A 23,894-nucleotide genomic window follows, 5' to 3' on the forward strand; every position below is an offset into this window, starting at 1 on the left:
ATCAGTTTGCCTTCGTATCTTTTTACTTTGCATCATAAACGCCGAACTCGTAATAGTAGACATATACAGCAGACATGTATTCATGTGCTACAGCTGCCGCATAAAGTCAAGCAGACACGAAAGGATGTGGCCGGGTATGGTATTTCTCTCCCTTCTTACTAAAGAGATGCGCTTGCGCTTGCGCCGCGAACGAACTATCTGGGTCATTATCACTTATGTGTTGTTCCTGGGACTGCTGGGCTGGCTTTTTCTTAGCAATGCCACCAGCAACTATGCGGGCTTCGCTGGTAATGCATTGAGCGATATTGGCTCCAACCTTTATTCACTACTGGCCCAGGTCCAGCTCTGCTTGATCATTTTCATTACACCCTCGCTGACATCAACGGTCATCAATGGTGAAAAGGAGCGGCAAACCTATGAGATGTTGCTCTGTTCGCGGCTCTCAGCTTTTTCATTGATTATGGGCAAACTGGGGGCCAGCCTGATTAATGCTCTTCTACTTATCGCCGCCTCTATACCGCTCTTTAGCCTGGTATTCTTCTTCGGTGGGGTTGGACCCGCACAGATTGGTAGCGCGCTTGTGCTTTATGTGGTGACAACTCTCTGGTTGGGTGCACTGGGCATCTTTTGTTCCGCTATCTTCCAGCGTCCCACCATCTCGACTGCCATCGCCTATATGGTCAGCCTGGCCTGGATGCTGTTTCCGCTCTTGCTCTCCATCATACTGCTCACTTCGGGGCAAGGCTATCATTTCTTTCAACTCTATCCTGTTAAGTCTAAACTCTTCTTTATCTGGAATCCACTTGTAGCTTTAACCAATACAACGCCCAACAATAGTGCCTTTTCACCTTTTATCTTTTTCCTGAACTTCGGCTATGGCACAGGATATGGAGGAACAGGAAGCAACGTCACGCCTGTGACAGTTGGCAACTGGCAACTCTCTTATTGGACCACCTACAACATCATTAGCGTGACGGTGGCGCTTGTCTTGATCCTACTCAGCATGCTGATGGCCAGGCCGCGCCGCTACTATTCTCCACGCCACCACCCGGTATCACGGTCCAGAGAAACACAGATTACAGTCTGAACAGTGGCTGTTGAGAATGAACATTGACATATAACAATACAAAAAAAACGTAGAACGTAAGAGATAAGGCGCTGCACGTTGTCGAGCTTGTGTGTATCACTCATGATGATCGCTACGTGACTATAATGAGATCAGTTAAAGGGCAGCAGTATTTTATTCAATGTAAAGGAGTTTTTCATGGCTGCAGTTCGTACTTCAAAAGTGGATTTACATGTGAATGGCCATAATGCCTATGCCGTTGTCGCTCAACCCGATGATGATCAACAACATCCAGGTGTGGTGCTGATTCAGGAATGGTGGGGCATCGAGCAACATGTATTAGATCTAGCCAATAAGCTGGCAGAGGAGGGATTTGTGGTGGCGGTGCCCGATCTTTACCACGGCAAGGTTGCAACTGAACCAAATGATGCTATGCGCATGATGATGCTGCTGCAGAAAAATGTTGATGTGGCAGTGCGTGAGATTATTGGAGCCCTGGATACTATCAAGCAACTTCCTAACGTTCAGCCGAAAAAACTGGGCCTGATTGGCTTCTGTATGGGTGGTCTCCTGGCCTACACGGTTGCCTCACGCTATGCTGATCTTGGGGCCGTTGCGGCATTCTACGGCGCAGGCTATGATCCCACACCCGACGATGTAGCTAAGGTCAATGCGCCAGTGCTGGCCATCTATGGGAAGCGGGACGATAGCATCCCCCCTAAGCAGATTCAAAAGATCGAACAGATGTATAAAGCGGCAGGCAAAGACATTACGGTCAAAGTCTATGATGCAGGACATGCCTTTCTCAATCCCAACCATGGCATGGGCAATAAAGCAGCGGCAGATGATGCCTGGCCCCGCGCGGTTGCCTTCTTGAAAGAACACCTGCGTTAGGAGAGTGTACAATTCCCATGGTTATGGGAATTGTACACCCCCTTACGGGTGGGCGCATGCGCGCCCGAGCTTTCTTTATTGAGTGGTGCGAAAAGCACGCACTGCGCGCTTTTCGCACCACTCAATAAAATATATTCTCACTAGTCAGGAATAAAAATATTGCAGCATATGACATTTACTGATCGTGAGCTTCTGCGCTTGCATGTAGAGGCTGTCTGGGGTGTTACGCTACCTGCTGTGGACAATACAAGTATAGAACTTTCCGCCACGGGCTTGCAGCCCGACTGGCTACTGTATGTTGGAAAGCTGGCCGCAGAGACGATCTTTATCTGGCGTCCTGATGTTACACCTGGTCAGCGTCAGCAGATAGCACATTGGCATCCCACGAACCAGCCAGGCGCTGCAGGCTATGCCGCTACTTATGAGCGTGCTTTTGTGTTATCGCATGCTCCAGCGACGAGCCTGGCAACCGCTCGCACTATTGCACGGCCACTTACCGAGGCCGATTATCCATTGCTTGAGACTTATGAGAAGGGGTATGGAGAATATTTCTTCCAGCCTCAGCGGGCTCCACTTTTCGGGGTCATAAAGGATCAGCGTCTGCTCTCAATCGCCCATAGTTCGCGGCGTACCAATCAGGCCTGCGAGTTAGGAATTGAGACGCATCCACAGGCACGTCGGCAGGGCTTTGGACTGGCCGCCACTATACTCTGGGCCAATAGCGTATATCAGGAGGGCTTATTACCTCTCTATAGCGCCCTGGCTGAGAATGATGCCTCGATTCAACTCGCTCAGGCGGCTGGCTATCGTCCTTTTGTGCTGGGAGCCACCATACGCCTGGCATAAAAAGCTTCTACACAATGTGCTCGTAAAACTCGTCAAAATTGCGTTGCGAGACGTTTAATAAATATATAAAACGATATCAGGCATCATCTTGTATCGTACATGTCCAATCTGTTTCTCTATTGATAAAAAAACACATCATGCGGCACTTTATATCGTACATGTCCAATCTGTTTCTCTATTGGTGAGGAGCCAAAGCTATGCCCCATAGTGAAGTTGCCCAGCTCAGAAAAAAAATTTTAGAAGAATATGAAGCAATGGAACGTGGTTTGATAGGTCTGGCCAGTGGCACTGCCCAGCATGCCTTTATTGAGGCTCGCATGCGGCGGGTGGATAGATATCATGAACAACTTGTGCAGTATATCGGTGAAACGGAAGCAACCTTAACCGTGTGTGAACTGTATATCCAGGCCATTGGCTAATCCACCCAATTTAAGCGAAGATGATAATAGATGCGCCCCTCGCGGGCGCTTTTGCTTTTCCTACTCGAAAATGCACCAGAAAAGCGTTCGCGAGGGGCGCACCTACAGGCCTGCACGCCTTTTCCTCTGATATAATAATCCTTGCAAGAATCAACACGATAGTCAAAGGAGTCTTTTATGCGCCTCAGACGATCAGAACTGTCAACCCCGGGCAGCAATGAATATATGATAACCAGAGCAGCTGCCAGCGCAGCCGACCTGGTTCTTATCGACCTGGAAGATGCTGTAGCCCCGAATGAAAAAGTGTCCGCCCGCGCTAAAGCAATCCACAGCCTTACAGCTCTGGATTGGGGCAAGAAAACACGTGCCGTACGGGTCAATGACCTGGAAACGGAATTCGCCTATCAGGATATTATTTCGGTGGTTGAAGAGGCTGGTGAACACCTTGATATATTGATTATCCCCAAGGTAAAGTCGGCTTGCGATGTCTGGTGGGTTGATACATTGCTCTCACAGATTGAGAAACGTTGTCGCCTCTCCCGACGTATCGGATTGGAGGTGCTCATCGAAGAAGTTGAGGCTATGCTCAATGTAGAGGAGATTGCCAGAGCCAGCAACCGGCTGGAGGCGCTGATCTTTGGACCCGGCGACTATAGTGCCTCGCAGGGAGTAGATAGTAAGGGCATCGAAGGGACCCACCATAGTTATCCAGGTGATCTCTGGCATTATGCGCGCAATAAAATTGCCATCGCGGCCCGGGCCGCTGGCATCGATGCTATCGATGGTGCGTACGCTGATTTTAAAAATGCCGCTGGCTATGAGGGAGAATGTGTGCGTGCCCATACCCTGGGCTTTGTTGGCAAGTGGGCGATCCACCCGGCCCAGATCCCTATTGCCAACCAGATCTTCTCCCCTGATCCTTCGGAAGTGGCATATGCTCGCCGCCTGGATGCGGCTTATACCCAGGCACTATCACAGGGACAGGGCGCGATTGCTTTTGAAGGGAAGATGGTTGATGCTGCTATCGTTCGAAGCGTGAAAAATATTATTACCCGGGCCGATCTGATCGGCATGTAAATCAGTAGAGAGCCAAAACGTATCTTTCAGAGTCGTCTTACACGTAAAATAATCAGGTAGATCATTATAATAAGCAAGAGTAGCCCTTTATGAGGGGGCATCCGGATAGAAAATGCCAGAGCTTAAGCGCAAAAGCACTCATATATCTATCAAAGGTTCAGGTATCTATCAAAGGTTCAGGTCAAGAGATTGCCAGCCTTGCGGAGAGATACCATACGTCGTAGGATAGAAGAAACACCATGAACTGTTTCTTGAATATAAAGGATCATACTGATGGAAGGTACTCTTCATGGAGACGCTCAGAAGCTCCGGGTAAAAGGAAAATCGGTTGAGACACGCGTGCTTCCTGAAACAGCGCTGGCTGCAGATCCACTGCCAACTGGCATTCCACCTCAGGGATCGGTTGTTGTAACTATTTCTCGCCAGTTTGGTAGTGGAGGATCTGATATCGCGCATCTGGTAGCGAAGGCCGCCGGACTCAATTACGTTGATCAAAAGATTATTACTGAGGTGGCTCAACGCCTGGGTGTAGATATGAATTACGTGGTCCAGCAGGATGAACAAACCGCTGGACTCTCTAGCAACATCCTGGAGGCGTTGCGGTCCAGTAATCCTTTCAATGTTCACTATATGTATCCGGCCTCCAAGGCTCAGTCTCAGTCTCAGGAACTCGCTTACTTTCATTTGACCCAGCGAGTTATTCTAGAACTGGCGACACAGGGAAATGCAATCATTGTCGGCCGTGGCTCTCAGTTCTTACTGCATAATAATCCGCGTACCTTGCATATCCATATCTTCGCGCCCATGGAGTATCGCATTGATTATGTAATGAAGCAGTACCAGCTTAAGCGCGCCAATGCCAAAGAAATGATTGAGCAGCGGGATGATGAGCAGGCTCTCTATCTGCGCCGCTACTATGGCGTAGATGGGCAGCAACCAAATTTCTACCATCTTCTTATCAATACTGGCCTCTTCTCGTTTGAGAGCGCCACGAACTTTATTTGTCAGGCACTCCCCGCGGTTAAAGCCATTGAATAACAAGGAAATAATGCTATGAGTATGCAGTCAATTAATCCTTCCACCGAAGAGATTCTGGAGACCTTTGAGCCCTATACATCCAAACAAATCGACGCTGCCCTGGAACAGGCTCATACGGCCTTTGCTGGCTGGCGTCGCACCAGTTTCACTGAGCGCAGCGCCCTCTTTCATCGCCTGGCTAGCTATCTCCGTGAACATAAAGTCCGACTGGCGCGGATTGCGACGCTGGAAATGGGTAAGCCCATTGTCGAGGCGGAGGCGGAAGTTGAGAAGTGCGCGCTAAATTGCGATTACTATGCGGATAACGCGGAAAAGTTTTTAGCGCCGCAGGTGTTGCCCAGCAATGCCACCAGGAGCTATGCGGCTTTCCGGCCCCTGGGAGTAGTACTGGCTTTGATGCCATGGAATTTCCCTTACTGGCAGGTGATACGCTTTGCCGCGCCCAGCCTGATGGCTGGCAATACGGCCGTGCTGAAACATGCCTCTAATGTCTCACAGGTGGCCCTGGAAATCGAGCGCGTATTCGAGGCGACAGGCTTTCCACAGGGCGTCTTCCGCACTGTGCTGGTGCCGGGATCAGAAACGGAGGCGTTGATTAAGGATCCACGCATTGCCGCTGTCACATTGACTGGAAGCGAACAGGCCGGAGTGAAGGTCGCTGCTACCAGCGGTAGTGTGCTCAAAAAACATGTGCTGGAACTGGGCGGTTCGGATGCCTATATCGTTCTGGCGGATGCCGATCTCGAGGCAGCCGCCAGAACAGCGGTCCAGGCGCGCAACCAGAATAACGGGCAGAGCTGTATTGCCGCCAAACGCTTTATTGTGGTTGATCAGGTCTATGACGAATTTATAGATAAGTTCGTGAAATATACCCGTCAGCTACGCATAGGAGATCCACTGGAGCGCGAGACGAAAGTAGGACCGCTAGCACGGAAAGATCTGCGCGAGACATTGGAAAAGCAGGTCCAGGCGTCCCTGGCCGAGGGGGCAAGGCTAGCCACCGGCGGTAAACGCTTTGGGGATAAGGGCTACTACTATGAGCCTACCATTCTGGTGGATGTCACGCCTGAGATGACGGTGTTTAAAGAAGAGACATTTGGCCCTATGGCCGCGGTCATTCGGGCGCGCGACGCCGAGCATGCCATCGAGCTGGCGAATAACTCGATCTTTGGACTCAGTAGCAACCTATGGACACGCGACATTGAGGCGGCGCAGCAACTGGCAACACGCATCGAAGCCGGTGGCGTCTTTATCAATGGCATGACAGCTTCAACGCCCGGCTTGCCTTTCGGCGGGGTCAAGCACAGCGGCTACGGTCGCGAGCTTTCACACTTTGGCATTCAGGAATTCGTCAACATCCAGACTGTCTGGATCGGTCCCAAAGTTGAAGAGCCCCCACACAGTCACCAGCTGAATAAGCATATATCTGCATAAAATAATCAAAAAGGCGAATAGGGATGTACCTATTCGCCTTTTTACGCATGTGCGAGTTCTTGTGAGTGGGCATAACAACCACCCCGTTCTCAGTCTTTTGAACGTGGATCGAAAGCGTCACGCAAGCCATCACCCAGGAAGGAGAAGGCCAGTACAATGATGACCAGCACAATGGATGGCAGCAAAGCCTCCCAGGGATGGTTCTGCAGGAAGTCAGTCGCATCGGAAATCATCAACCCGATACTGGATCCCGGAGGTTGGACACCCAGGCCCAACAGGCTGATGCCGGCTTCACTGATGATGGTGTTGGCAATGTTTAGCGTTGAGGCAATAATAACAATGCTAAACAGATTAGGAATCAGGTGGCGCATGATAATTGTGAAGTCGGTCGCTCCCGAGGTGCGGGCAGCTTCAATAAACTGCTGCTCCTTCAACTGCAACGTCTGACCACGCACATAACGGGCCATCAATGGCCACACAGTCAGGGCCAGGCCAACCGAGACAAACAGCAAGCGCGCATTACCATTGGCACCGATCACCGGCACACTTCCCAGCATATCATTGGCTTTGGTGCCCAGAATACCTACCAGCAAAATGATAAATAGCAGGCCCGGAAACGCAAAGATAACGTCGGTGAAACGCGCCAGGAAGAAGTCGATCCACCCTCCATAGTAACCAGCCAGGACGCCAATGGCGACTCCCAGAATGATGTCAAGTACTTCGACAACTACCGCCACAGCAATTGAGATCAACATACCCTGCATCAAACGTGAAAATAAATCACGACCAATAGAGTCGGTACCCAGCCAGTACTGAGCAGATGGTCCCTCATGCTTACGATCCGCCTCTTGATGGGTAAAATCACGATAGACCGAGGCGGGAATCACCGTATTTGACATATCGCTCTTATAGCTGGGACCTGCCAGTTTATAGATGGGCGGCCCAAAGATGGCAATCAGAATATAGAGCATAATCACGCCTATACAAAAGATGGCACGCTTATCTCTGCGTAAGCGCCGCATAGAATCCTGGAAAGGCGTCGGCGATTTTTTCTGTTTTTCCTTGTCGCTAACTGGCTTGCCTTCAACTGCCTCAGCAGATAAGGCAGGAGCCTCCTCAAGCATCAATTCCTGGGGAGAAGGTGGAGGCACCATAGACTCACCCGGCTGAACAAAGTTAGGCTTAGAAATTTTCGGTCCTCTATCTTTTTCCATTTCAATACTCACCTTCTCGACTTACTCAGCTTTGATGCGGGGATCGACAATTGTATAGCAGATATCAGATAGTAGATTGCCAAAGACAACCCCGATCGCCAATATTACAGTCGTTGCCTGCACAACAGGGTAATCTAGATTATCAATCGAGTCCAATGTGATACCAGCAATGCCAGGAATAGAGAAGATTCTTTCAATGAAGAAGGCACCCGCTACCAGGAAACCAATCGACAAACCAATAATAGTAATGAGGGGAATCAAGGCATTACGAAAAGCATGGCGATAGATGACGACCCGCTCATATAACCCTTTAGCACGGGCGGTACGTACGTAGTCCTGGCGCAAAATTTCTAACATACTTGTGCGCGATAGACGTGCGAAATACGCCATACCAGTGGCGCCATACACCAGGATCGGGGCCAATTTATATTGAATGTCCGTCCACGTATATTGCCAGGGCGTGCCCCATTGGGTATTTGGCCAGTTCCAGCCAAAAGTATTATCCAGCCAGATAATCAAAAATTGGACCAGGATAGCCAGGATGAAGGATGGCAACGCGTAGATAACCAGCGATGCACCCATGCTGATAGTATCAGTCCAGCTGTTTGCTTTGATGGCTGAAATGATTCCTACCGGGACACCAATACAAACCTGGATAATCAGCGCCCAGAAACCAAGCTCTAGCGATATAGGTAAGCCATCCGCAATCACATCTTTGACTGGTCGCCCAATTGTCTTAAACGACGTTCCCAGATCAAAGTGCAGCAGGCGTATGACGAAGTTCGCGTATTGCTGATATAAGGGCAAATCTAATCCATAGGCATGCATCAATTGCAACTCTAGTGCGTGATTTGGGTGGTCGCCCATCATAATTTGAACTGGATTACTTGGAGAATAGTAACCTATGATAAACGTGAGAAATGTCACGCAAAAAATCACGAATACGAGCCCAACGAATCTCTTGATTAAGAATTTAAGCATACCAAGCTCCGACCTCCTTTTCTCTACAAAGGTGCTGTGCAGTAACAGGAATGTACGAGTAGGGGATTATGTCCTTCAATGCCACATAGTTTACACATTCTACTCTGTTCTATAGTTGGAGATAAAAATGTAGATGGCTGAAAAGGAAAATATCCGCAACGTCTTAATCTATCCAAAGAGCTATACGTCGCGGATACCTACAACTAACTGGTGAAGGGAGTCATCTGTCATGTATCCTTGATCGAGGGATGACAGATGACATATCCAAACTTACGTTTCACTCAGTTATGCCGACATGTAGATGTTGCTCCAGTCGTCGGGCGGAATCAACTGCTGGGAGTTGAGCTTCAGATTATGTACTTTCTGGCTGGTCAGAGAGTGAACTTTCTCCTGCCACAAAGGAATCCAAGCCACATCGTTGATGACTTTCTGCTCGGCGTCATTGTACAGTTTCATGCGCGCAGTCTGGTCAGAAGTGACATCGGCTTTGCGCAGTTCCTGCTGTACCTGCACCTGCTCGGCGGCTGCAGAGGAATGGTTCTGACCATAGTTGAACTGGTTATAGTCCGAACCCTGATCGAAGAAGGTGGTCAACCAGTCCTGTGGATCGGGATAGTCAGCGTTCCAACCCGCCTGCCACATCGGCAGAGAAGCGTTGTTCTGGGTCGCATTTTCCAGGTCCAACAAACGGGCGCGAGCCACGGTGTTAACATTGACTTTTACGCCCAGGTTGGTCTGCCACATCGAGACGATCTGAGACATCGCATCTTTGAAGCTCTGCTCACGTGGGTAGTAGGTCAAAGTCAGTGAAGGCAGGGTAGTAATACCCTCTTCTTTCATACCCTCGGCCAGCAACTGCTTGGCCTTGGCAGGATCACCCTGAGTGGAGGCACCTTCCGGGCCGGTCAAGGTCGTGTCGTAGCCAGGCATGCCACTAGGAATGACGTGATTGGTTGCCGTAAAGGCGTTATTCATCGCGGTTTTGACAATGAGATCTTTGTTGATTGCCAGCGCGAAAGCCTGACGAATCTTGATGTTATCGAAAGGCTTGGCCAGGTAGTTCAAGCTGAGATAACGAATTGTCAATACGTTGGTTGCGCTATAGTCAGGCTTGCCAACAACGTCACCAACGTTCGCGGTTGGAACATATGTGAAGTCGAGCTGTTTGGCCTGATACGCTTTGTACATGCCGTCTTCGTTTTTGTAGAAGACAACGGACAGGGTTTTCAGTTTTGGCTTGGGACCGTAGTAGTTATCGTTGCGTACCAGCGTGATACCGGTGCTGTGATTGTAGGCCTGGACCTTGAATGGGCCAGCGCCAGCGCCTTCCTGAATATGATCAGTCCAGGGGCTACCACCAGTTTTGTATTTCTCTACGATCTTCTGGTTCACTACATAAGATGTAGGATAAGAGAGAGTCTGCAAGAAATAAGCAGCAGGCTTGCTAATCTTGATCACAACAGTGTTGTCATCAGGGGTTAACAGGCTGTCACCAATCAACGTTGGGATCTTTCCTGAGTTGACTTTGTCAAAATCCTTCAAGAGGCTCAAATAATAGCTCACTGGTGAGTTGAGGCTCTTGGAAACCGAACGGTTGATACTATAGACAACATCTTTTGACGTCAAAGGATCACCGTTGCTGAATTTCAAGTTAGGGCGCAGCTTGAAAGTATAGGTCATACCGTCACTAGAAACGGTTGGCAACTCAGCAGCCAGCTGAGGTTTTACCTTCAAGTCTTTGTCCAGGGTTACCAGACCAGTAAAGACAGCCTGAATAGGGAAATTGGAGTCGGTATCCTGCACGGTGCCAGGATCAAAGCTGTTGATATCACCAACAACCGGGAAACGCAACACCTGCTTGTCATCAGAAGCAGCTGTTGATGAGGAAGATGAACTACCGCCACCGCAAGAGGCTAGAAAAATAGCCATCAAGCATAAGAAGCAGGCGAGGAATTGTAAAGAAAGTTTCTTACCGGCTTTCACAATTATTCTCCTTGTATAAACCCAAAGAGGTAAAACAATAACTCAGCACACAACGACGCAATAGATTTTAACAGCAAAAAATAAAAAGCGAACATTTCCGTAGCTTTTTTGCGTCAATCCTTTGACAGCTTTATCTTAACCATCATCCATGTGTGTAAAAGGTATGTGCTGATAAATTTTTTTCGATATATTTAACTACGTCATCCTTGAAGCTAAATCTCTCATCATTATCAGTCAACAGAAAAAATTGGCCTGCAACGATGATGTTGTCTCCTTTAAAGCTCATTATCGGGTATCATTACTTGAGTCAGTAGTAATTTGGCATTATTTTTATCTGCTGGGAGGCTACTATGAGGATGTATAGCGAGTCGAAAGAAATTATCGCAACTGATTGGTGGGCACTGGGAGATACCCCCGTTCGTCGCAATTCGCGTGTGACGTACTATGTAGATGGGCAGGCTACCTTTATGGAAATGTGCCTGTGTTTTATGCGCGCGACGCGTTCGATCTATCTGGCCAATTGGGGCATGGAGCCAGATATGCTACTGATACGAGGAGAGGATATACTACCTGAGCAGCCTGAACAGACGGTGCGCACAACGTATATTGAGGGCTTACGAGCCCAGGGCCTGCAAGAGGCCGATATCAATTTCTGGTTGACGCATAAGCTTTCGGTGAAAGAAGCACTGGCATATGCACAGAGCAAAGGTGTTGAGGTCAAAGTCCTGCTCTGGAAAGCGAAGAAGGCTTTCGCGGTTTATGATCCACAGGCAGCTTACGATAAATTGACGGCGGCGGGTATTACTTGCTTGCTCGATGATAGTGCCGAGGGTATCCTGCATCATCAAATCGAGTCGTTACATCAAAAAGTGACGGTGGTCGACCATGAGATTGCATTTGTGGGTGGGCTCGATCCTTTAATCGAGAAGGAAGATGATTTCGATCGCTGGGATACGCCAGAGCATAGTTTTGATACCCCTTTGCGGCATACGCAGTCAGGCAAGACCCCCATGCCTGGCATGATACACACGCCAAAATTACAGGATTGGCCGCTGGTGATGTGGAATTGAATTTTCGGCAGCGCTGGAATGATCTTGTAGCCCGTCATCAATTAGAGGCGCAACTGCATATCCCGGAACAGCCTTTGCCGCCTCCGGTGGAAAGCCAGAATATCGTGCAGATTGCACGTACCGTGCCACAACATACCTATAGCTTTGATAAAGAGGCCATTCTGGGCATTACCCAGCTATATGCTAATGCTTTGACCAATACACAGCAATCAATCTATCTGGAAAACCAGTATTTCTGGCTACGCGCCTACTACGGTGTAGATATTTCATTTCTGGGTAAGGATAGCGCGGAGATGGAAGGGCACATCAAGCAGATTATAGCGGCGCTACGACGGGGTGTAACTATGAGTATCATCTTGCCTGACCATCCCAATGTGGGACGCGCCTTCAGCGATGCGGCCCTGATGATGCTACGTACGGAAGTACCTGAAGCTGTACAAGAGAGCAGGCTACATGCATTTTGTCTGGCTACCTCGCACTATAAAATGGAGGATGGACTGATTCACTATCGTCCAATCTATGTACACTCAAAAGCCGCCATCATTGATGACACCTGGTCTACCGTTGGTTCGGGCAACCTGAATAATCGCGGTATGCATGATGATACCGAGATCAATGTTGCCACCCTGGATAGCTCCCTGGCCCATGGCCTGCGACTACTGCTGCAGGCCGAACACATTGGACTGCTGAACCCGGAAGAGCTTGCTGCGGCCTCGAGACTCTATCGGGAACAAAACCTGGATAAAGAGGCGCGGGCCCTGGCGGAAAAAGCCTTTCAGCAACTGGAAGAGGCCCTGCACGATCCCTTCCAGGCTGTTCAGCTGATGCATCAGAGTGCCGAGGAAAATTTACAACATTACAAAGCGCGTGAGTCCCTGGTGGGTCACCTGCTGCCCTATCTGACCGCCGCTGAAGCCACACAGAATGGTTTAAATTTCCGTGAGGAGCACGGCTGGATTGAGGAGCCGTAAAACTAGATCAGTTCCAGGTAACGGCGGCGCTCCCAGTTGGTCACGGCTTTCTCGTATTCCTGGACCTCCCAGCGGCGCGTGGTCACAAAATGCTCGACAAAATCAGCCCCCAGATATTCTCGGGCCACCTCGCTCTGTTCGAACAGGTCAGTAGCACTGGTCAGATTGCGGGCCAATGGATGCATCTGGCCACTGGCGAGGGCCTGTTCAATTTTGGCTTGACTATAAGCATTGCCGTCCAGGCGGGGAGATAGCTCTAGCTGGTGCTCAACACCATACAGTCCACTGGCCAGCATGCCAGAAAAGACCAGGTAGAAGTTGGCGTCGGCCCCGGGTACGCGGTTCTCCAGACGAATGGATTTGCGACCGCTGTTAATGACACGCACAGCACAGGTGCGGTTATCCATTCCCCAGGCGGTGTTGAGTGGGGTCCAGGTGCCCTCAATGTAGCGTTTATAAGAATTGATGGTAGGCGCATAGAGAGCCATAAAATCGGGCATCTTCTGCAACACGCCAGCCAGGAAATGCCGCATGGTGGCAGACATATGGTCCTCAGCGTTGTCATCCCAGAAGACGTTGCGTTCACCATCTACATCCCACAAACTCATGTGGGTATGTCCGCTGCTGCCATCTTCCTGGTCGTTCCACTTAGCCATAAATGTAGGGGTAAAGCCATTCTGGTGGCAGATCTCTTTGACACCATTCTTAAAGAGCATCGTACGATCAGCTGCGGTTAGCGCGGCACTATAGCGCATGTTGATTTCATACATGCCCGGCCCATGCTCGCGATTATAGCCCTCGATTTCAATGCCATAAGCACGCATCTGGCGCACGATCTGTCCAATCAAATAATCATCGGCCGTTGCATGGCTAATGACATAACAGTTAGTCCCAGGATTCAGCGGGATCAATGCTGGCCCAAAGTCTTTTGCGCGCAGTGACACCTGATCTTCGCGGAAAAAACGCATCTCTAATTCGGAGGCCGCCATGGGAGCTAAGCCCAAACCACGGGCACGCTCTAGCAAGGACTTCAATACATAGCGAGGTGAGACGGTAATCGGATCTCCATGCTCGGTCCACAGATCGCAGACGCAGGTCGCCACCTTTTCTTCCCAGGGTACCAGCGTAAAGGTATTGAGGTCGGGCACCATCACGAAATCCCCAAATCCCCGATTAATGTTGCTCACCTTTAGATTTGGGAGCACATTTTCTGCGATATCCCAGCCAAATAGAACATCTGATTGGGCAAATCCAGCTTCTATCGATTCCAGGAAGAACGGTGCCGCGACACGTTTACCACGAAAGATACCATCAATATCGGGTACTCCAAGCTTGATGTATTCAACTTTTCCGTCCTCAATGAGACTCTTCACCTCAGCGAGATTCATCCTATTGTCCCCTTCTTTCTCAGTAGAAATGCAGCGTGTTCCGCCACTTGCAGGCTAGCTCACAGATGCTAACAAGTATGTATGCTTCGTTTTATTGGCCAGGCATTATTTCTTCTTAGTATAAAGAATGCTTGTTTAACGTTCGCAGGGTAGCATGCTCTTCAACAGCACGTCAAGTAGGGCGGCCCCTTTGCTCTTAGTATGCGGTAAAAAGCATTTGGAAATGCCACCTGGACGCGGCTGCGCTCATCCAAATGAATGGCATGGCATGCCATTCATTTAGAGGATTTGTTGTAAAGCGGATCGCAACAGCGAGCGGGCGCGCTGGAAATAGGTTTTGGCGGTATTTTCAGGCATGTTTAGTATACGCCCAATCTCGCCGAAGCTGAGTTCCTGGGTATAGCGCAACATGACCACTGAGCGAAAGTGTGGTGGAAGATGACGAATAGCCTTGCGCAAAAATGTACGCATCTCCTGCTGCTCCACGATCACATCGGGCAACGGATCTTCATCGGGAATAATGTTCAGCCAGGAAAACTCGTCGTGCCCACCGCTGTCTTCTAATTCAGAGAAAAGCAGCGAACGTTGCTTGCGGCGCTCATCAATACAACGATTCCAGGCAACTTGAAACAACCAGGCTTTTAAAGGCTCCCTGGTACGGTTAGAATAAAGATTATCCCGCAAACGCGGCAACGAAACATAGAGCTGTAAAAAAACGAATTGCAGCACGTCGTTGGCCCATTCAGTCTCCTTCAGGCTACGTCGAATAAAGTTATAGAGAGGCAACTGATAACGTTGGACTAGCGTCGTGAACGCGCCCTCATCACCCGTGAGAGCAGCGACAATCAATGCATGATCAGAACAATCTGAAGTACAGATAGAAGTATCAAATTGCACAAACATCGATAAACATCCTGCTTCTCTTTTATAACCCGAGCTGTTTTTATGGTGTGGTGTCACAAATGCGCCGGGCGCATTTGTGACACCACACCATATTTTTTGAACACCAAAGGTGCGAAAATGCATGCGCAGAAATCACAGAACGCATAGGAGTTCGACATCTCCTTACATATTTAAAGGTTGACATGCCGAGACGAAAATATAGGTATTCTCAAAACTAAGAGGATCGAATGATATGATTACGTTACATGCAATATAATATGTATTGTAAAGCAGAGATTGCTTCTCTCTTTTTCTATGTACTATAGCAAAAAAGTTTGAGAGAAGCTTCAAAAATATGTAAAGTTTGCGTCAATAGTCTATCAACTTACTGCATACAGTAGTCAGCGTCAGAAGGTCGATCCTGTGCCGCATTGGAGGCGCAGTCGATCGCTTTATTGCCAGTGAGACAGGTACGCAAAAAGCTGAAAGAGCTTGAGTTCATTACCATGATTAAGGCATTCTCCTCACAAAGTTGACAATAATGAAATTAGCTGAGTAAGATAGATGGAAGTAATTAAGAAGTAAAAAAGTTCATAAAGCAATACATTCACATGTTTTTTTTCGCTTGACTACTAAATGGAGAGGATTGACGGATGGGCAGAACGCCGTCACATAAAAATGACCATCTGGATGAAGAGGTAACAGCGCGCGATATGCAGCGTTCTAGCCGGGATCGTGGTCGCCGTCAACCAGTAAAGGAAGGCTATGAAGAGGGAAGTGAGGATTATAAACTCGATGAGCATCCTGAGATCCCCAGGATACGCCGAGCATCACGCTTCTTAGATCTTGAGTCAACTACGCCAACACATTCTCCATCAAAATCTGCGCGGAGGGCGCGCCTGGCGAAACCACAACCAGGTGGCCGCGTAAATACTGAACAGTTGATGAAACGGCGCTTGAAGCTGCGTGAAGAACAGGCTCTCAAGGATCAGACCAGGGTGAGGCGTCCACGTACCTATGTACGTGAGAGGCCTCAGGATCAGATCAGGACGCGCCGCCCAAAACCCCGTGTATATATTGAAGATGTTCCGGCCGCTACACCTGAGCAGCCGACCACTAAGAGTCGGCCAGTCAAAGCGCCAACCAGGACCAAACAGTTCCCCGCTGCCTACCATATACCCACTGTGCAGCAATCTTATACACGTATCGGACGACGTGAGCGACGGGCGCAGCGTCTTATATTTGATGTGTTCCATACGATCAGGCACAATCGGCCGCTAGCCCTGATACTCAGCGGCACATTGATCCTGCTGATCGTGATACCTTTGCTCACAAATATGTTGTCGCGCACACCTACGAGTACGACAGCTCAGTTTCCCGGCTCTACCGGCAATCAATCCTCCACAGCGACAGCGGTCTTAAAGCCTGCCAACTCGGCGAATCCACATGAGCTGGTCATTGTACCGCCAAATAATAATCATCCGGCGCCACCCATCCTGGCAACGTCCGCCTATCTGCTCGATGCGGATACCGGCGTCACTCTGTATGCTCGTAATCCATTTATGCATATTCCGATGATGAGTACGACAAAATTGATGACGGCACTGCTCGCGATAGAGCACGGCAACCTGGATCAACAGGTTACAATTACCCCTGCGATTAATAATGACCTCCAACAGCTATCTGCAGATAGCTCCCTCATGGGGATAAAGCCCGGCGAAACCTATAGCGTACGCGATCTGCTTTATGGCCTGTTGTTGGTATCTGGCAACGATGCCGCGCTGGCTATCGCCGATGCCGATGCGGGTACCATGCCTAAGTTTGTGGATCAAATGAATCAGCGCGCCCAACAATTAGGCTTGCACGATACACACTTCCGCAATCCGCATGGCTTGATAGAGGATAACCATTACTCAAGCGCCCATGATCTGGCCATTCTGGGCCAGAAGGTCTTCAGCAACGCGCAAATTCGGCAAATCAGTTCGACAAAAGAGTACCATATCGTAGCCAATACGCAGCATGCCGAACACTTTTTAGAGAACGGTGACCAGTTTATGTACTGGTATCCGGGCGTAGATGGTGGCAAAACCGGCTGGGACGCGGGCTCCAATTTCTTACAGGTGATCTCATGCACACGCAACAATCACCACCTGATAGGCGTTGTCATGCACACAGCCGATTGGTGGACCGATATGCGCGATCTGATGAACTATGGCTTCAGTAATTTTACCTGGATTTCACCACGTGAAATCAATGCCAATGTACATCCAATCCCTTTTGCTGCCGAATGGACCTACTTCCATAGCGATACACGTGAGCGCACAATCCCAATGGGTAATAATGGACGCTTCTATGTCTATACTGAATACGCTATTTCAGGCCTGATCATGAATTATTTTGATAAAAATCAAGGCCTGCACAAATTTGGGTATCCAATTAGTCCGGTCAATACGACTGCCACAACTTTACTCAGTCAGCGCTTTGAGCATGCAACGATTCAGTGCGATCTACAATCCAAACAATGTAAAACGATTTAAGGCCCGTAGTGCTGGAAGAAAAAGCCATCAAGAAACCATATTCGAATGTGGCGCGTTATTTTTGTGAAATGGTGACATGGTAATGAGCGGCGTGCCGTGACCATGTGCCTAATTCACTTGCTCGCTATACTCATGTTTGTTATACTTCAAACGGCGAAGCTGTAGAAAGCAATACAACCCAAAAGTGGATTTCTACATATATGCCATCTAGCTATAAATGTTTATAGCCAGAGGCATAGCGCTTATTTTCATTTTTATGCGGCGTGATCCAGCGGGACATCTCCCATCGGTACGCCTTGAAGCTTTTTTAGTCAGGGTATGGGTTTCTATGCAAACAGATAATTCAAACAATGACAGCACTACACCGTCTGGATTACGCAAAGCACGGCTGGCCTTCGCGATATCCGCAGGTAAACTAGCTGGCGCATCCGGGCGTTTGTTTCATATTGGAGGCGGCACCAGTTTACCAGGTATGATTGCGCGCCGCATCGATCCAAATGTGCTGAAATCAGTTGTCGGTGGCAGTAAAGCCAAAAAAATTGTGATTACCGGCAGTAATGGAAAAACAACAACAGCGCGCATGACGGCGGCTATCGCTGATGCAGCAGGCCATCGTGTTTCTCAGAACCGCACGGGCTCTAATCTGCTTCAAGGTGTGACCTCCGTGGCAGTAAACTTTTCCGATCTATTTGGACGACTGGAAAGTGATGTGTTGCTTTTCGAGATTGATGAAGCAACCATACCTCTGGCTGTTCCTGAGATCCAACCCGATGTGGTCGTTATTACCAACATTTTCCGTGATCAATTAGACCGTTATGGTGAACTGTATGCGGTGGCGCGTGCGCTCAACGAGATGCTAGAGAGCCTGCCAGAGACCGCGACCATCCTGCTCAATGGCAATGATCCTCAAGTAGCAAATTTTGGTATCAACGCCAAAGCGAAACGCCTCTTCTTTGGTCTGGAAACGAAAGACATTGGCACTCCGGTACCCGAGCAGTCAGCCGATATTATCCGCTGTATCCATTGCGACAGCGATTTCAACTACGAGGTAGCCTATCTATCTCATCTAGGTTTGTATCGTTGCCCTGAGTGCGGCTATACATTGCCAAACCTCGATATTGCCGTCACCTCCGCTGCACTGGCTGAAAATGGTGAAGGGGCCAGCCATATCAAACTGCGCACTCCCAAAGGCGAAATGAAGCTGGAGATCCCGCTGCCCGGCGTTCATAACATCTATAATGCCGCCGCCGCCATTGGCGCCGCGATGGCCGCTGGCTTCCCTCTGGATACCGTGCAGACGGCAATGACAAATATTCGCACAGCTTTTGGTCGTATGGAGAAAATTCAAGCTGGCGATAAAACAATCTATCTCTCCTTCGTCAAAAATCCAACGTCCTTCAACTTGATGTTGCGCTTGATCACTCAGCATCCGGGCAAGAAACATCTCTTGCTGGCCATGAGCCACACGGTCGTCGATGGGCAGGACTTTGGCTGGCTGTGGGATGTTGACCTCGAGGATATCGCACCCAACATTTTGGATGCAGTCTGTAGCGGCAATAAAACGGAAGAACTGGCTATGCGACTGAAATATGCCGAGGTGCCCACCGATAAAATCTCGCTGATCGAGGATCGTGAGGCAGCACTGGACGCAGCCATCAAGCAGGTCGAGCCGGGCGGCACGCTCTACATTATGAGCGGTTACACTCCAACCCAGGAGTTACGTCGAGTTATGCAGAAGCGCGGCTGGGTCAAGCACTTCTGGGAGGAATAGGACATGAGCGAAAAACAAACGGATACAGCAGGGATGGTAATCAGGATTGGACATCTGTATCCAACCTTGATGAGCGTTGCGGCCGACCGGGGAAATCTCTTTTCTATTGAGCGTCGCTGCAAATGGCGCGGCATCTCAACTGAGGTTGAGCAGATCTTTGTGAAGCAGACCCCTGATTTCACTAAATACGATCTGATTTTGATCCATGGGGCGGCTGACCGTGAAATGGAAATTGCTTCAAAGGATATCCAACACAAGGCCTCTTCCTTGCTTGAGGCGGCCGAGTCAAATACGGTATTCTTGAGCGTATGTGCCGGCTATCAACTGCTTGGACACTACTATAAACCATTTAATGGTCCTGAATTAAAGGGTGTCGGTCTGTTCGACATGTATACTGAAGGTGGGTCGACACGTTTTATGACCCACATGGCTCTCGAATGTAATTTCGAGGAGACTGGAACCAAGGTTCTGGTTGGCTATGAGAACCATAGCGGACGCACATATCTGGGTCCCAAGTCACAGCCGCTAGGAAAGGTACTGGCAGGCTGGGGCAACAATGGCAAGGATGGCGTTGAGGGCGCTTTGTATAAAAATGCTTTCGGCACCTATACCCACGGGCCGGTCCTACCGAAGAATCCCTGGTTCACCGACTTGTTGATTCAACGTGCACTTGAACACCGCTATGGAAAAGTAAAGTTGTTGCCATTGGATGATAGTACCGAGAACGCTGCCCATGCCGCCGCGCATAAGCTGGCGATGGAATTCAAGGGAACGATGTCCGCTATTGAGGCAACACCCTGGAAACGCTAGCATCTAGCATAGCAAGGAATAATATCGTTTATGCCAGCAAAACATACCCTCAAGCTTACGTTGTTAATCGCTCTGCTGGTCTGTTCATTGCTGGCCTGCGATGTGGTGCCCAGCATTACATTTAAAGGTACTCCAATCACAGCTCCACCAAAAGCTGGTGGTAGCGATACTTTAAATACCTGGACGCAAACTCAACCAGGGGTTGAGCTACGCCGGGAACATTGGAAAGGCGCGAGTGGAAACGAGGATACCGTGACTATTACGCGCTTTGATACCCATAAGGTTCATGTGAGTATCGGCTATCAACCGGATAAACCCCTGCAATTGAAAGATTGGATGCAGCAAACTCATGCTATTGCGGTAATGAATGGTGGCTACTTTGATCAGCATAATCAGGCTACGGCTCTGCTGATTTCAAATGGTCAGGCCAACGGTACTTCGTACCAGGGTTGCTGTGGTATGCTCGCGGTGGATGCGCAGAACAATGTGAGCATTCAGTCGTTAAGTAATCAACCCTATGATCCAGGTACCGAACAATTGCAGCAGGCGACGCAGAGCAGGCCGATGTTGATCGTGGATGGGAAACGTACCCAATTCCAGGAAACGGCCGCGGCCAGCCCTCGTAGCGTTGTAGCGATGGATAATCAGGGCCGACTCCTGTTTATTGTCAGTCCCGCACAGGCCTTTTCGGTTGATGAACTGGCAGACTTACTCGTTCAGTCGGATCTATCGCTGAAGATGGCGTTAAATCTGGATGGCGGTACTTCAACTGGGCTTTATCTGCACTCTGGTGGCCAGCAGGTCAGCCTTGACTCTGTTACGGCATTGCCTATTGTAATCATTGTCAAATAATATATCGGTATAGCAAGAAGCCAGGAACAGATCAGTTGTTCCTGGCTTCTTGCTATTTATCTCAATTACAACAGACCTGTTTAGCGTGCTGCCGCCAGGCGCCGTTCCAGGGTGCGTGCGATGAGGGAAAGTGGATAACACATCGCCAGGTAGAGCAGGGCACCCAGAATAAACACAAACATCTTATTATTGGGATCGACCTGCGGCAGGGCCAGCCCGGTGGTGACGTATTCTAATTCGAAAATGGCCAGGACTGACAGGAAAGCACTGTCCTGAATCAGGGTAATAAAATTGTTGGTCAGGGGCGGAATAGTAACCCTGATCGCCTGGGGCAGGATAATGTGTCGCATTGTCTGGCGCGAGTCCATCCCCAGGCTCAGGGCGGCTTCTGTCTGACCTGCTTCAACTGAGAGGATACCGGCCCGAAAAACCTCTGTCAAATAGGCTCCATAATTGAAACTCAGGCCCAGCACACCATAGAAATAACTATTGAAGTCTGTTGGCACCAGGCTATTGCTCTGTAACACCGTCATGCCATTGAAGACCAGCGTATATGGATCAAAGCCAGCATTGGATAAGACGATGCGGACACCAAAATACCACAAGAAGAGTTGCACCAGCAGTGGTGTACCACGAATAACTTCAACGTATATCAGTGAAAGCCAGCGCAATAGCCGGAAACGCGATAGGCTTCCGATAGCTCCCATGAGGCCGAAGATGATGGCACAGATGGCGCTCAACACTGACATAACCAGGGTTATCAGCGTTCCTCCCAACAGGCTGGGTAAGTAGAGGAGCGCCATCCCTTTATATGTGTAGAGATAATAACCAAAAGCTCCAAGCGCGACTATAAGCAGAATATAGTAGAGATAATCGGCTCCTACCATACGATTGCGCGGCCAGAGGTCGCGCTTGTTATCTGGCGGTTTATTGGCAGGCCGCAAAGATTCCGAAATCATTATTCCATTCCTTCCTGGTTACAATAGTTTTGATGACATCCATCCATCACAGTGCAGCGCGTAAGCGGCGCTCCAGTCGCTTGGCCACATAGGAGACTGGCAGACTCATTAACAGATACAAAACGATCGCCAGCAGGAAGAATGGCATGGGGTTGCTGGCATTCTTTCGCACAAAGAAGTTCAGGACAGATGTTAGTTCGGTGCCAGCAATGACGCTAATAATGGCAGAATCTTTGAGCAAATAAATAAAGTCATTGACAAAGGGCGGAATCATCAGCGGAATAGCCTGCGGCAACTGGATGCGAAAAAAATTCTGGCTGGGCGAAAGGCCCAGCGAAAGGGCAGCTTCTGCCTGCCCTTTATCGACCGAGAGGAAGCCGGCCCGATAGATCTCAGCTTCGTATGCTGAGTAGTTCAGAGCCAGCGTCCCGATGCCCGCGGTCCAGTTGTTGATCCAGAGCGCCCAGGATGGATGCACGCTGGCTAAAAGCGCTCCCAGTCCATAGTAGACAATGAATATCTGAGCCACGATCGGAGTTCCACGTACCACTTCAATAAAAATGCGGGCCGGATTACGTAGCCAGATATAGTGCGAACCGTCCATTAATGCCAGGAGTAATCCCAACACCAGAGCTAGAGGGAAGGATACAATACAATAGAGAATAGTATTGCGCGCACCTACTAAAAAACTGGGTAGAGCAGGCCAGATTACATCCATTTTGTCACTCCATACCACAAAAAAGCAGAAATGTTATTGTATTTATTTGACGCCAATGGCGGGCTGCTGGTCAGTCCAGAGTCCCCAGCGCTGATAAATTGCCTTCAGCGTGCCATTATTCTTCAGTTCGGTCAGTGCCTGATCGATCTCTTTCTGCAGGGTCGCAGCATTTGGATTATTCTGGTTGAATGCAATGACATAATCACTGGAATCAAAGGCCTTGCCAATCAGCTTCAATTGTTTGTTCACCGCACCGCCAGAACCATATCCCAGTACATAGTATGTGACAGTCGAGAAGTCGATCAAAACGGCATCGATCCGTCCCAGAGCCAGATCGTTAAAAGGTAAATCTGGATCATAGGATTTGAGCTTGATTTTCTTGTCGGCCGCCAGCAATTCTTCGGCTTTGTAACCCGCGCCAGTACCAACCGTCAGGCCCTCCAGGTCCTTCAGGGATAGGTTGTCGTTGGTTGCCTTGCCAGCAAAACGACTATCGTTGGCGCGCACGACAATTTGCTGACCATTGCGATAATAGGGTTGTGAAAAAATCTCGGTCTTCTTGCGGTCATCCGTGATTTCCCAACCATTGAGAATGGCGTCAAACGCATTGGCCTGCAGGGACTGATCCAGCTGCGCATAGTCGGTCTCGACCTGTTTCTGCGTGATACCCATTAAATTGGCAATAGCGGTCGCGATCTCGAGTTCGAAACCTATTAATTTACTGGTCTTGGGATCGCGATAGACATATGGAGCACCATTATCAGAGGTAGCCCCCCACTGAAAAATGCCAGAAATTTTCAAGCCTTTATTTCCAATTTTAGCGGTTTTGTTGCTATTATCCGCAGGTGTGGTGGGGATATTGCCACCACAGGCCGCCAGGATAGATTCGAGCGCGCTGCCGGTAACTACCAGACCACCAAGCTGACCTGCGCGCTGCAAAAAGACGCGTCGATTTACATCATGAGCCATTATTATGCCTTTCTA

22 protein-coding genes are annotated in these 23,894 nt (G+C 49.3%); 13 read left to right on the top strand and 9 right to left on the bottom strand.

Annotation, left to right across the window (positions count from 1 at the left end; translation table 11 throughout):
• Positions 1-136 precede the first annotated feature (136 nt).
• The 7 genes from JMI88_RS07005 to JMI88_RS07035 all read left to right on the top strand — a co-directional run bounded on the left by JMI88_RS07005 (position 137) and on the right by JMI88_RS07035 (position 6,774).
• Positions 137-1,087: an ABC transporter permease gene (locus tag JMI88_RS07005; protein WP_201361079.1), complete on the top strand. Its 951-nt coding sequence runs from the start codon at positions 137-139 to the stop codon at positions 1,085-1,087.
• 177 nt (positions 1,088-1,264) lie between these two features.
• Positions 1,265-1,960 carry a dienelactone hydrolase family protein gene (locus JMI88_RS07010; RefSeq protein WP_201361080.1) on the top strand — a complete coding sequence of 232 codons (696 nt, stop codon included), beginning with the start codon at positions 1,265-1,267 and terminating at the stop codon, positions 1,958-1,960.
• Between the two features lie 168 nt (positions 1,961-2,128).
• Positions 2,129-2,806, top strand: a complete 678-nt coding sequence (locus JMI88_RS07015) for a GNAT family N-acetyltransferase (RefSeq protein ID WP_236022851.1) — start codon at positions 2,129-2,131, stop codon at positions 2,804-2,806.
• Positions 2,807-3,003: 197 nt separating this feature from the next.
• Positions 3,004-3,225, top strand: a complete 222-nt coding sequence (locus tag JMI88_RS07020) for a hypothetical protein (RefSeq protein ID WP_201361082.1) — start codon at positions 3,004-3,006, stop codon at positions 3,223-3,225.
• Between the two features lie 177 nt (positions 3,226-3,402).
• On the top strand, positions 3,403-4,302 hold the full coding sequence (locus JMI88_RS07025; RefSeq protein WP_201361083.1) for an HpcH/HpaI aldolase/citrate lyase family protein: 900 nt from the start codon (positions 3,403-3,405) through the stop codon (positions 4,300-4,302).
• Between the two features lie 273 nt (positions 4,303-4,575).
• A complete protein-coding gene (locus JMI88_RS07030; RefSeq protein WP_201361084.1) occupies positions 4,576-5,340 on the top strand; it encodes a cytidylate kinase-like family protein in 765 nt (254 codons plus the stop codon).
• Positions 5,341-5,355: 15 nt separating this feature from the next.
• Positions 5,356-6,774, top strand: coding sequence for an NAD-dependent succinate-semialdehyde dehydrogenase (locus JMI88_RS07035; protein WP_201361085.1), 1,419 nt, complete (start codon positions 5,356-5,358; stop codon positions 6,772-6,774).
• A gap of 89 nt (positions 6,775-6,863) precedes the next feature.
• Here the strand turns inward: JMI88_RS07035 and JMI88_RS07040 are convergent, their stop codons facing one another.
• The 3 genes from JMI88_RS07040 to JMI88_RS07050 form a co-directional block, all read right to left on the bottom strand.
• Positions 6,864-7,988 carry an ABC transporter permease gene (locus tag JMI88_RS07040; protein WP_236022840.1) on the bottom strand — a complete coding sequence of 375 codons (1,125 nt, stop codon included), beginning with the start codon at positions 7,986-7,988 and terminating at the stop codon, positions 6,864-6,866.
• 21 nt (positions 7,989-8,009) lie between these two features.
• Positions 8,010-8,969, bottom strand: coding sequence for an ABC transporter permease (locus JMI88_RS07045; RefSeq protein ID WP_201361086.1), 960 nt, complete (start codon positions 8,967-8,969; stop codon positions 8,010-8,012).
• Positions 8,970-9,254: 285 nt separating this feature from the next.
• Positions 9,255-10,952 (bottom strand): peptide ABC transporter substrate-binding protein, encoded by a 1,698-nt coding sequence (locus JMI88_RS07050; protein ID WP_201361087.1) that lies wholly within the window; start codon positions 10,950-10,952, stop codon positions 9,255-9,257.
• A 350-nt stretch (positions 10,953-11,302) separates the two neighbouring features.
• Here JMI88_RS07050 and JMI88_RS07055 point away from each other — a divergent pair, with 350 nt between their 5' ends.
• Complete coding sequence (locus JMI88_RS07055) at positions 11,303-12,022, top strand: phospholipase D-like domain-containing protein (RefSeq protein ID WP_201361088.1); 720 nt, start codon at positions 11,303-11,305, stop codon at positions 12,020-12,022.
• Positions 12,013-12,993, top strand: coding sequence for a phospholipase D-like domain-containing protein (locus JMI88_RS07060; protein WP_201361089.1), 981 nt, complete (start codon positions 12,013-12,015; stop codon positions 12,991-12,993). Before JMI88_RS07055 ends, JMI88_RS07060 begins: the two co-directional genes overlap by 10 nt.
• Before the next feature lie 2 nt (positions 12,994-12,995).
• Here JMI88_RS07060 and JMI88_RS07065 read toward each other — a convergent pair whose 3' ends face one another.
• The 3 genes from JMI88_RS07065 to JMI88_RS40060 all read right to left on the bottom strand — a co-directional run bounded on the left by JMI88_RS07065 (position 12,996) and on the right by JMI88_RS40060 (position 15,771).
• Positions 12,996-14,381 carry a glutamine synthetase family protein gene (locus JMI88_RS07065; RefSeq protein ID WP_201361090.1) on the bottom strand — a complete coding sequence of 462 codons (1,386 nt, stop codon included), beginning with the start codon at positions 14,379-14,381 and terminating at the stop codon, positions 12,996-12,998.
• A 279-nt stretch (positions 14,382-14,660) separates the two neighbouring features.
• Complete coding sequence (locus JMI88_RS07070) at positions 14,661-15,284, bottom strand: RNA polymerase sigma factor (protein WP_201361091.1); 624 nt, start codon at positions 15,282-15,284, stop codon at positions 14,661-14,663.
• 364 nt (positions 15,285-15,648) lie between these two features.
• Positions 15,649-15,771 carry a hypothetical protein gene (locus tag JMI88_RS40060; RefSeq protein ID WP_268905972.1) on the bottom strand — a complete coding sequence of 41 codons (123 nt, stop codon included), beginning with the start codon at positions 15,769-15,771 and terminating at the stop codon, positions 15,649-15,651.
• Positions 15,772-15,916: 145 nt separating this feature from the next.
• Between JMI88_RS40060 and JMI88_RS07075 the strand changes: the two genes are divergently transcribed.
• From JMI88_RS07075 to JMI88_RS07090, 4 genes are all read left to right on the top strand, one after another.
• On the top strand, positions 15,917-17,800 hold the full coding sequence (locus tag JMI88_RS07075) for a D-alanyl-D-alanine carboxypeptidase family protein (protein ID WP_201361092.1): 1,884 nt from the start codon (positions 15,917-15,919) through the stop codon (positions 17,798-17,800).
• Positions 17,801-18,128: 328 nt separating this feature from the next.
• Positions 18,129-19,571 (top strand): MurT ligase domain-containing protein, encoded by a 1,443-nt coding sequence (locus JMI88_RS07080; RefSeq protein ID WP_201361093.1) that lies wholly within the window; start codon positions 18,129-18,131, stop codon positions 19,569-19,571.
• 3 nt (positions 19,572-19,574) lie between these two features.
• Positions 19,575-20,381, top strand: a complete 807-nt coding sequence (locus JMI88_RS07085; protein ID WP_201361094.1) for a type 1 glutamine amidotransferase — start codon at positions 19,575-19,577, stop codon at positions 20,379-20,381.
• Between the two features lie 30 nt (positions 20,382-20,411).
• The gene (locus tag JMI88_RS07090) at positions 20,412-21,233 is read left to right on the top strand and encodes a phosphodiester glycosidase family protein (protein ID WP_201361095.1); all 822 of its coding nucleotides are present in this window, start codon (positions 20,412-20,414) and stop codon (positions 21,231-21,233) included.
• An 80-nt stretch (positions 21,234-21,313) separates the two neighbouring features.
• Here the strand turns inward: JMI88_RS07090 and JMI88_RS07095 are convergent, their stop codons facing one another.
• Genes JMI88_RS07095 through JMI88_RS07105 form a run of 3 tightly spaced genes read right to left on the bottom strand, consistent with a single transcriptional unit; the run spans position 21,314 to position 23,879 of the window.
• Positions 21,314-22,192 carry an amino acid ABC transporter permease gene (locus JMI88_RS07095; protein WP_201361096.1) on the bottom strand — a complete coding sequence of 293 codons (879 nt, stop codon included), beginning with the start codon at positions 22,190-22,192 and terminating at the stop codon, positions 21,314-21,316.
• Between the two features lie 46 nt (positions 22,193-22,238).
• Complete coding sequence (locus tag JMI88_RS07100; RefSeq protein ID WP_201361097.1) at positions 22,239-22,910, bottom strand: amino acid ABC transporter permease; 672 nt, start codon at positions 22,908-22,910, stop codon at positions 22,239-22,241.
• A gap of 42 nt (positions 22,911-22,952) precedes the next feature.
• Positions 22,953-23,879 carry a substrate-binding periplasmic protein gene (locus JMI88_RS07105; RefSeq protein WP_201361098.1) on the bottom strand — a complete coding sequence of 309 codons (927 nt, stop codon included), beginning with the start codon at positions 23,877-23,879 and terminating at the stop codon, positions 22,953-22,955.
• Positions 23,880-23,894 lie beyond the last annotated feature (15 nt).

The organism is Dictyobacter formicarum (assembly GCF_016587435.1).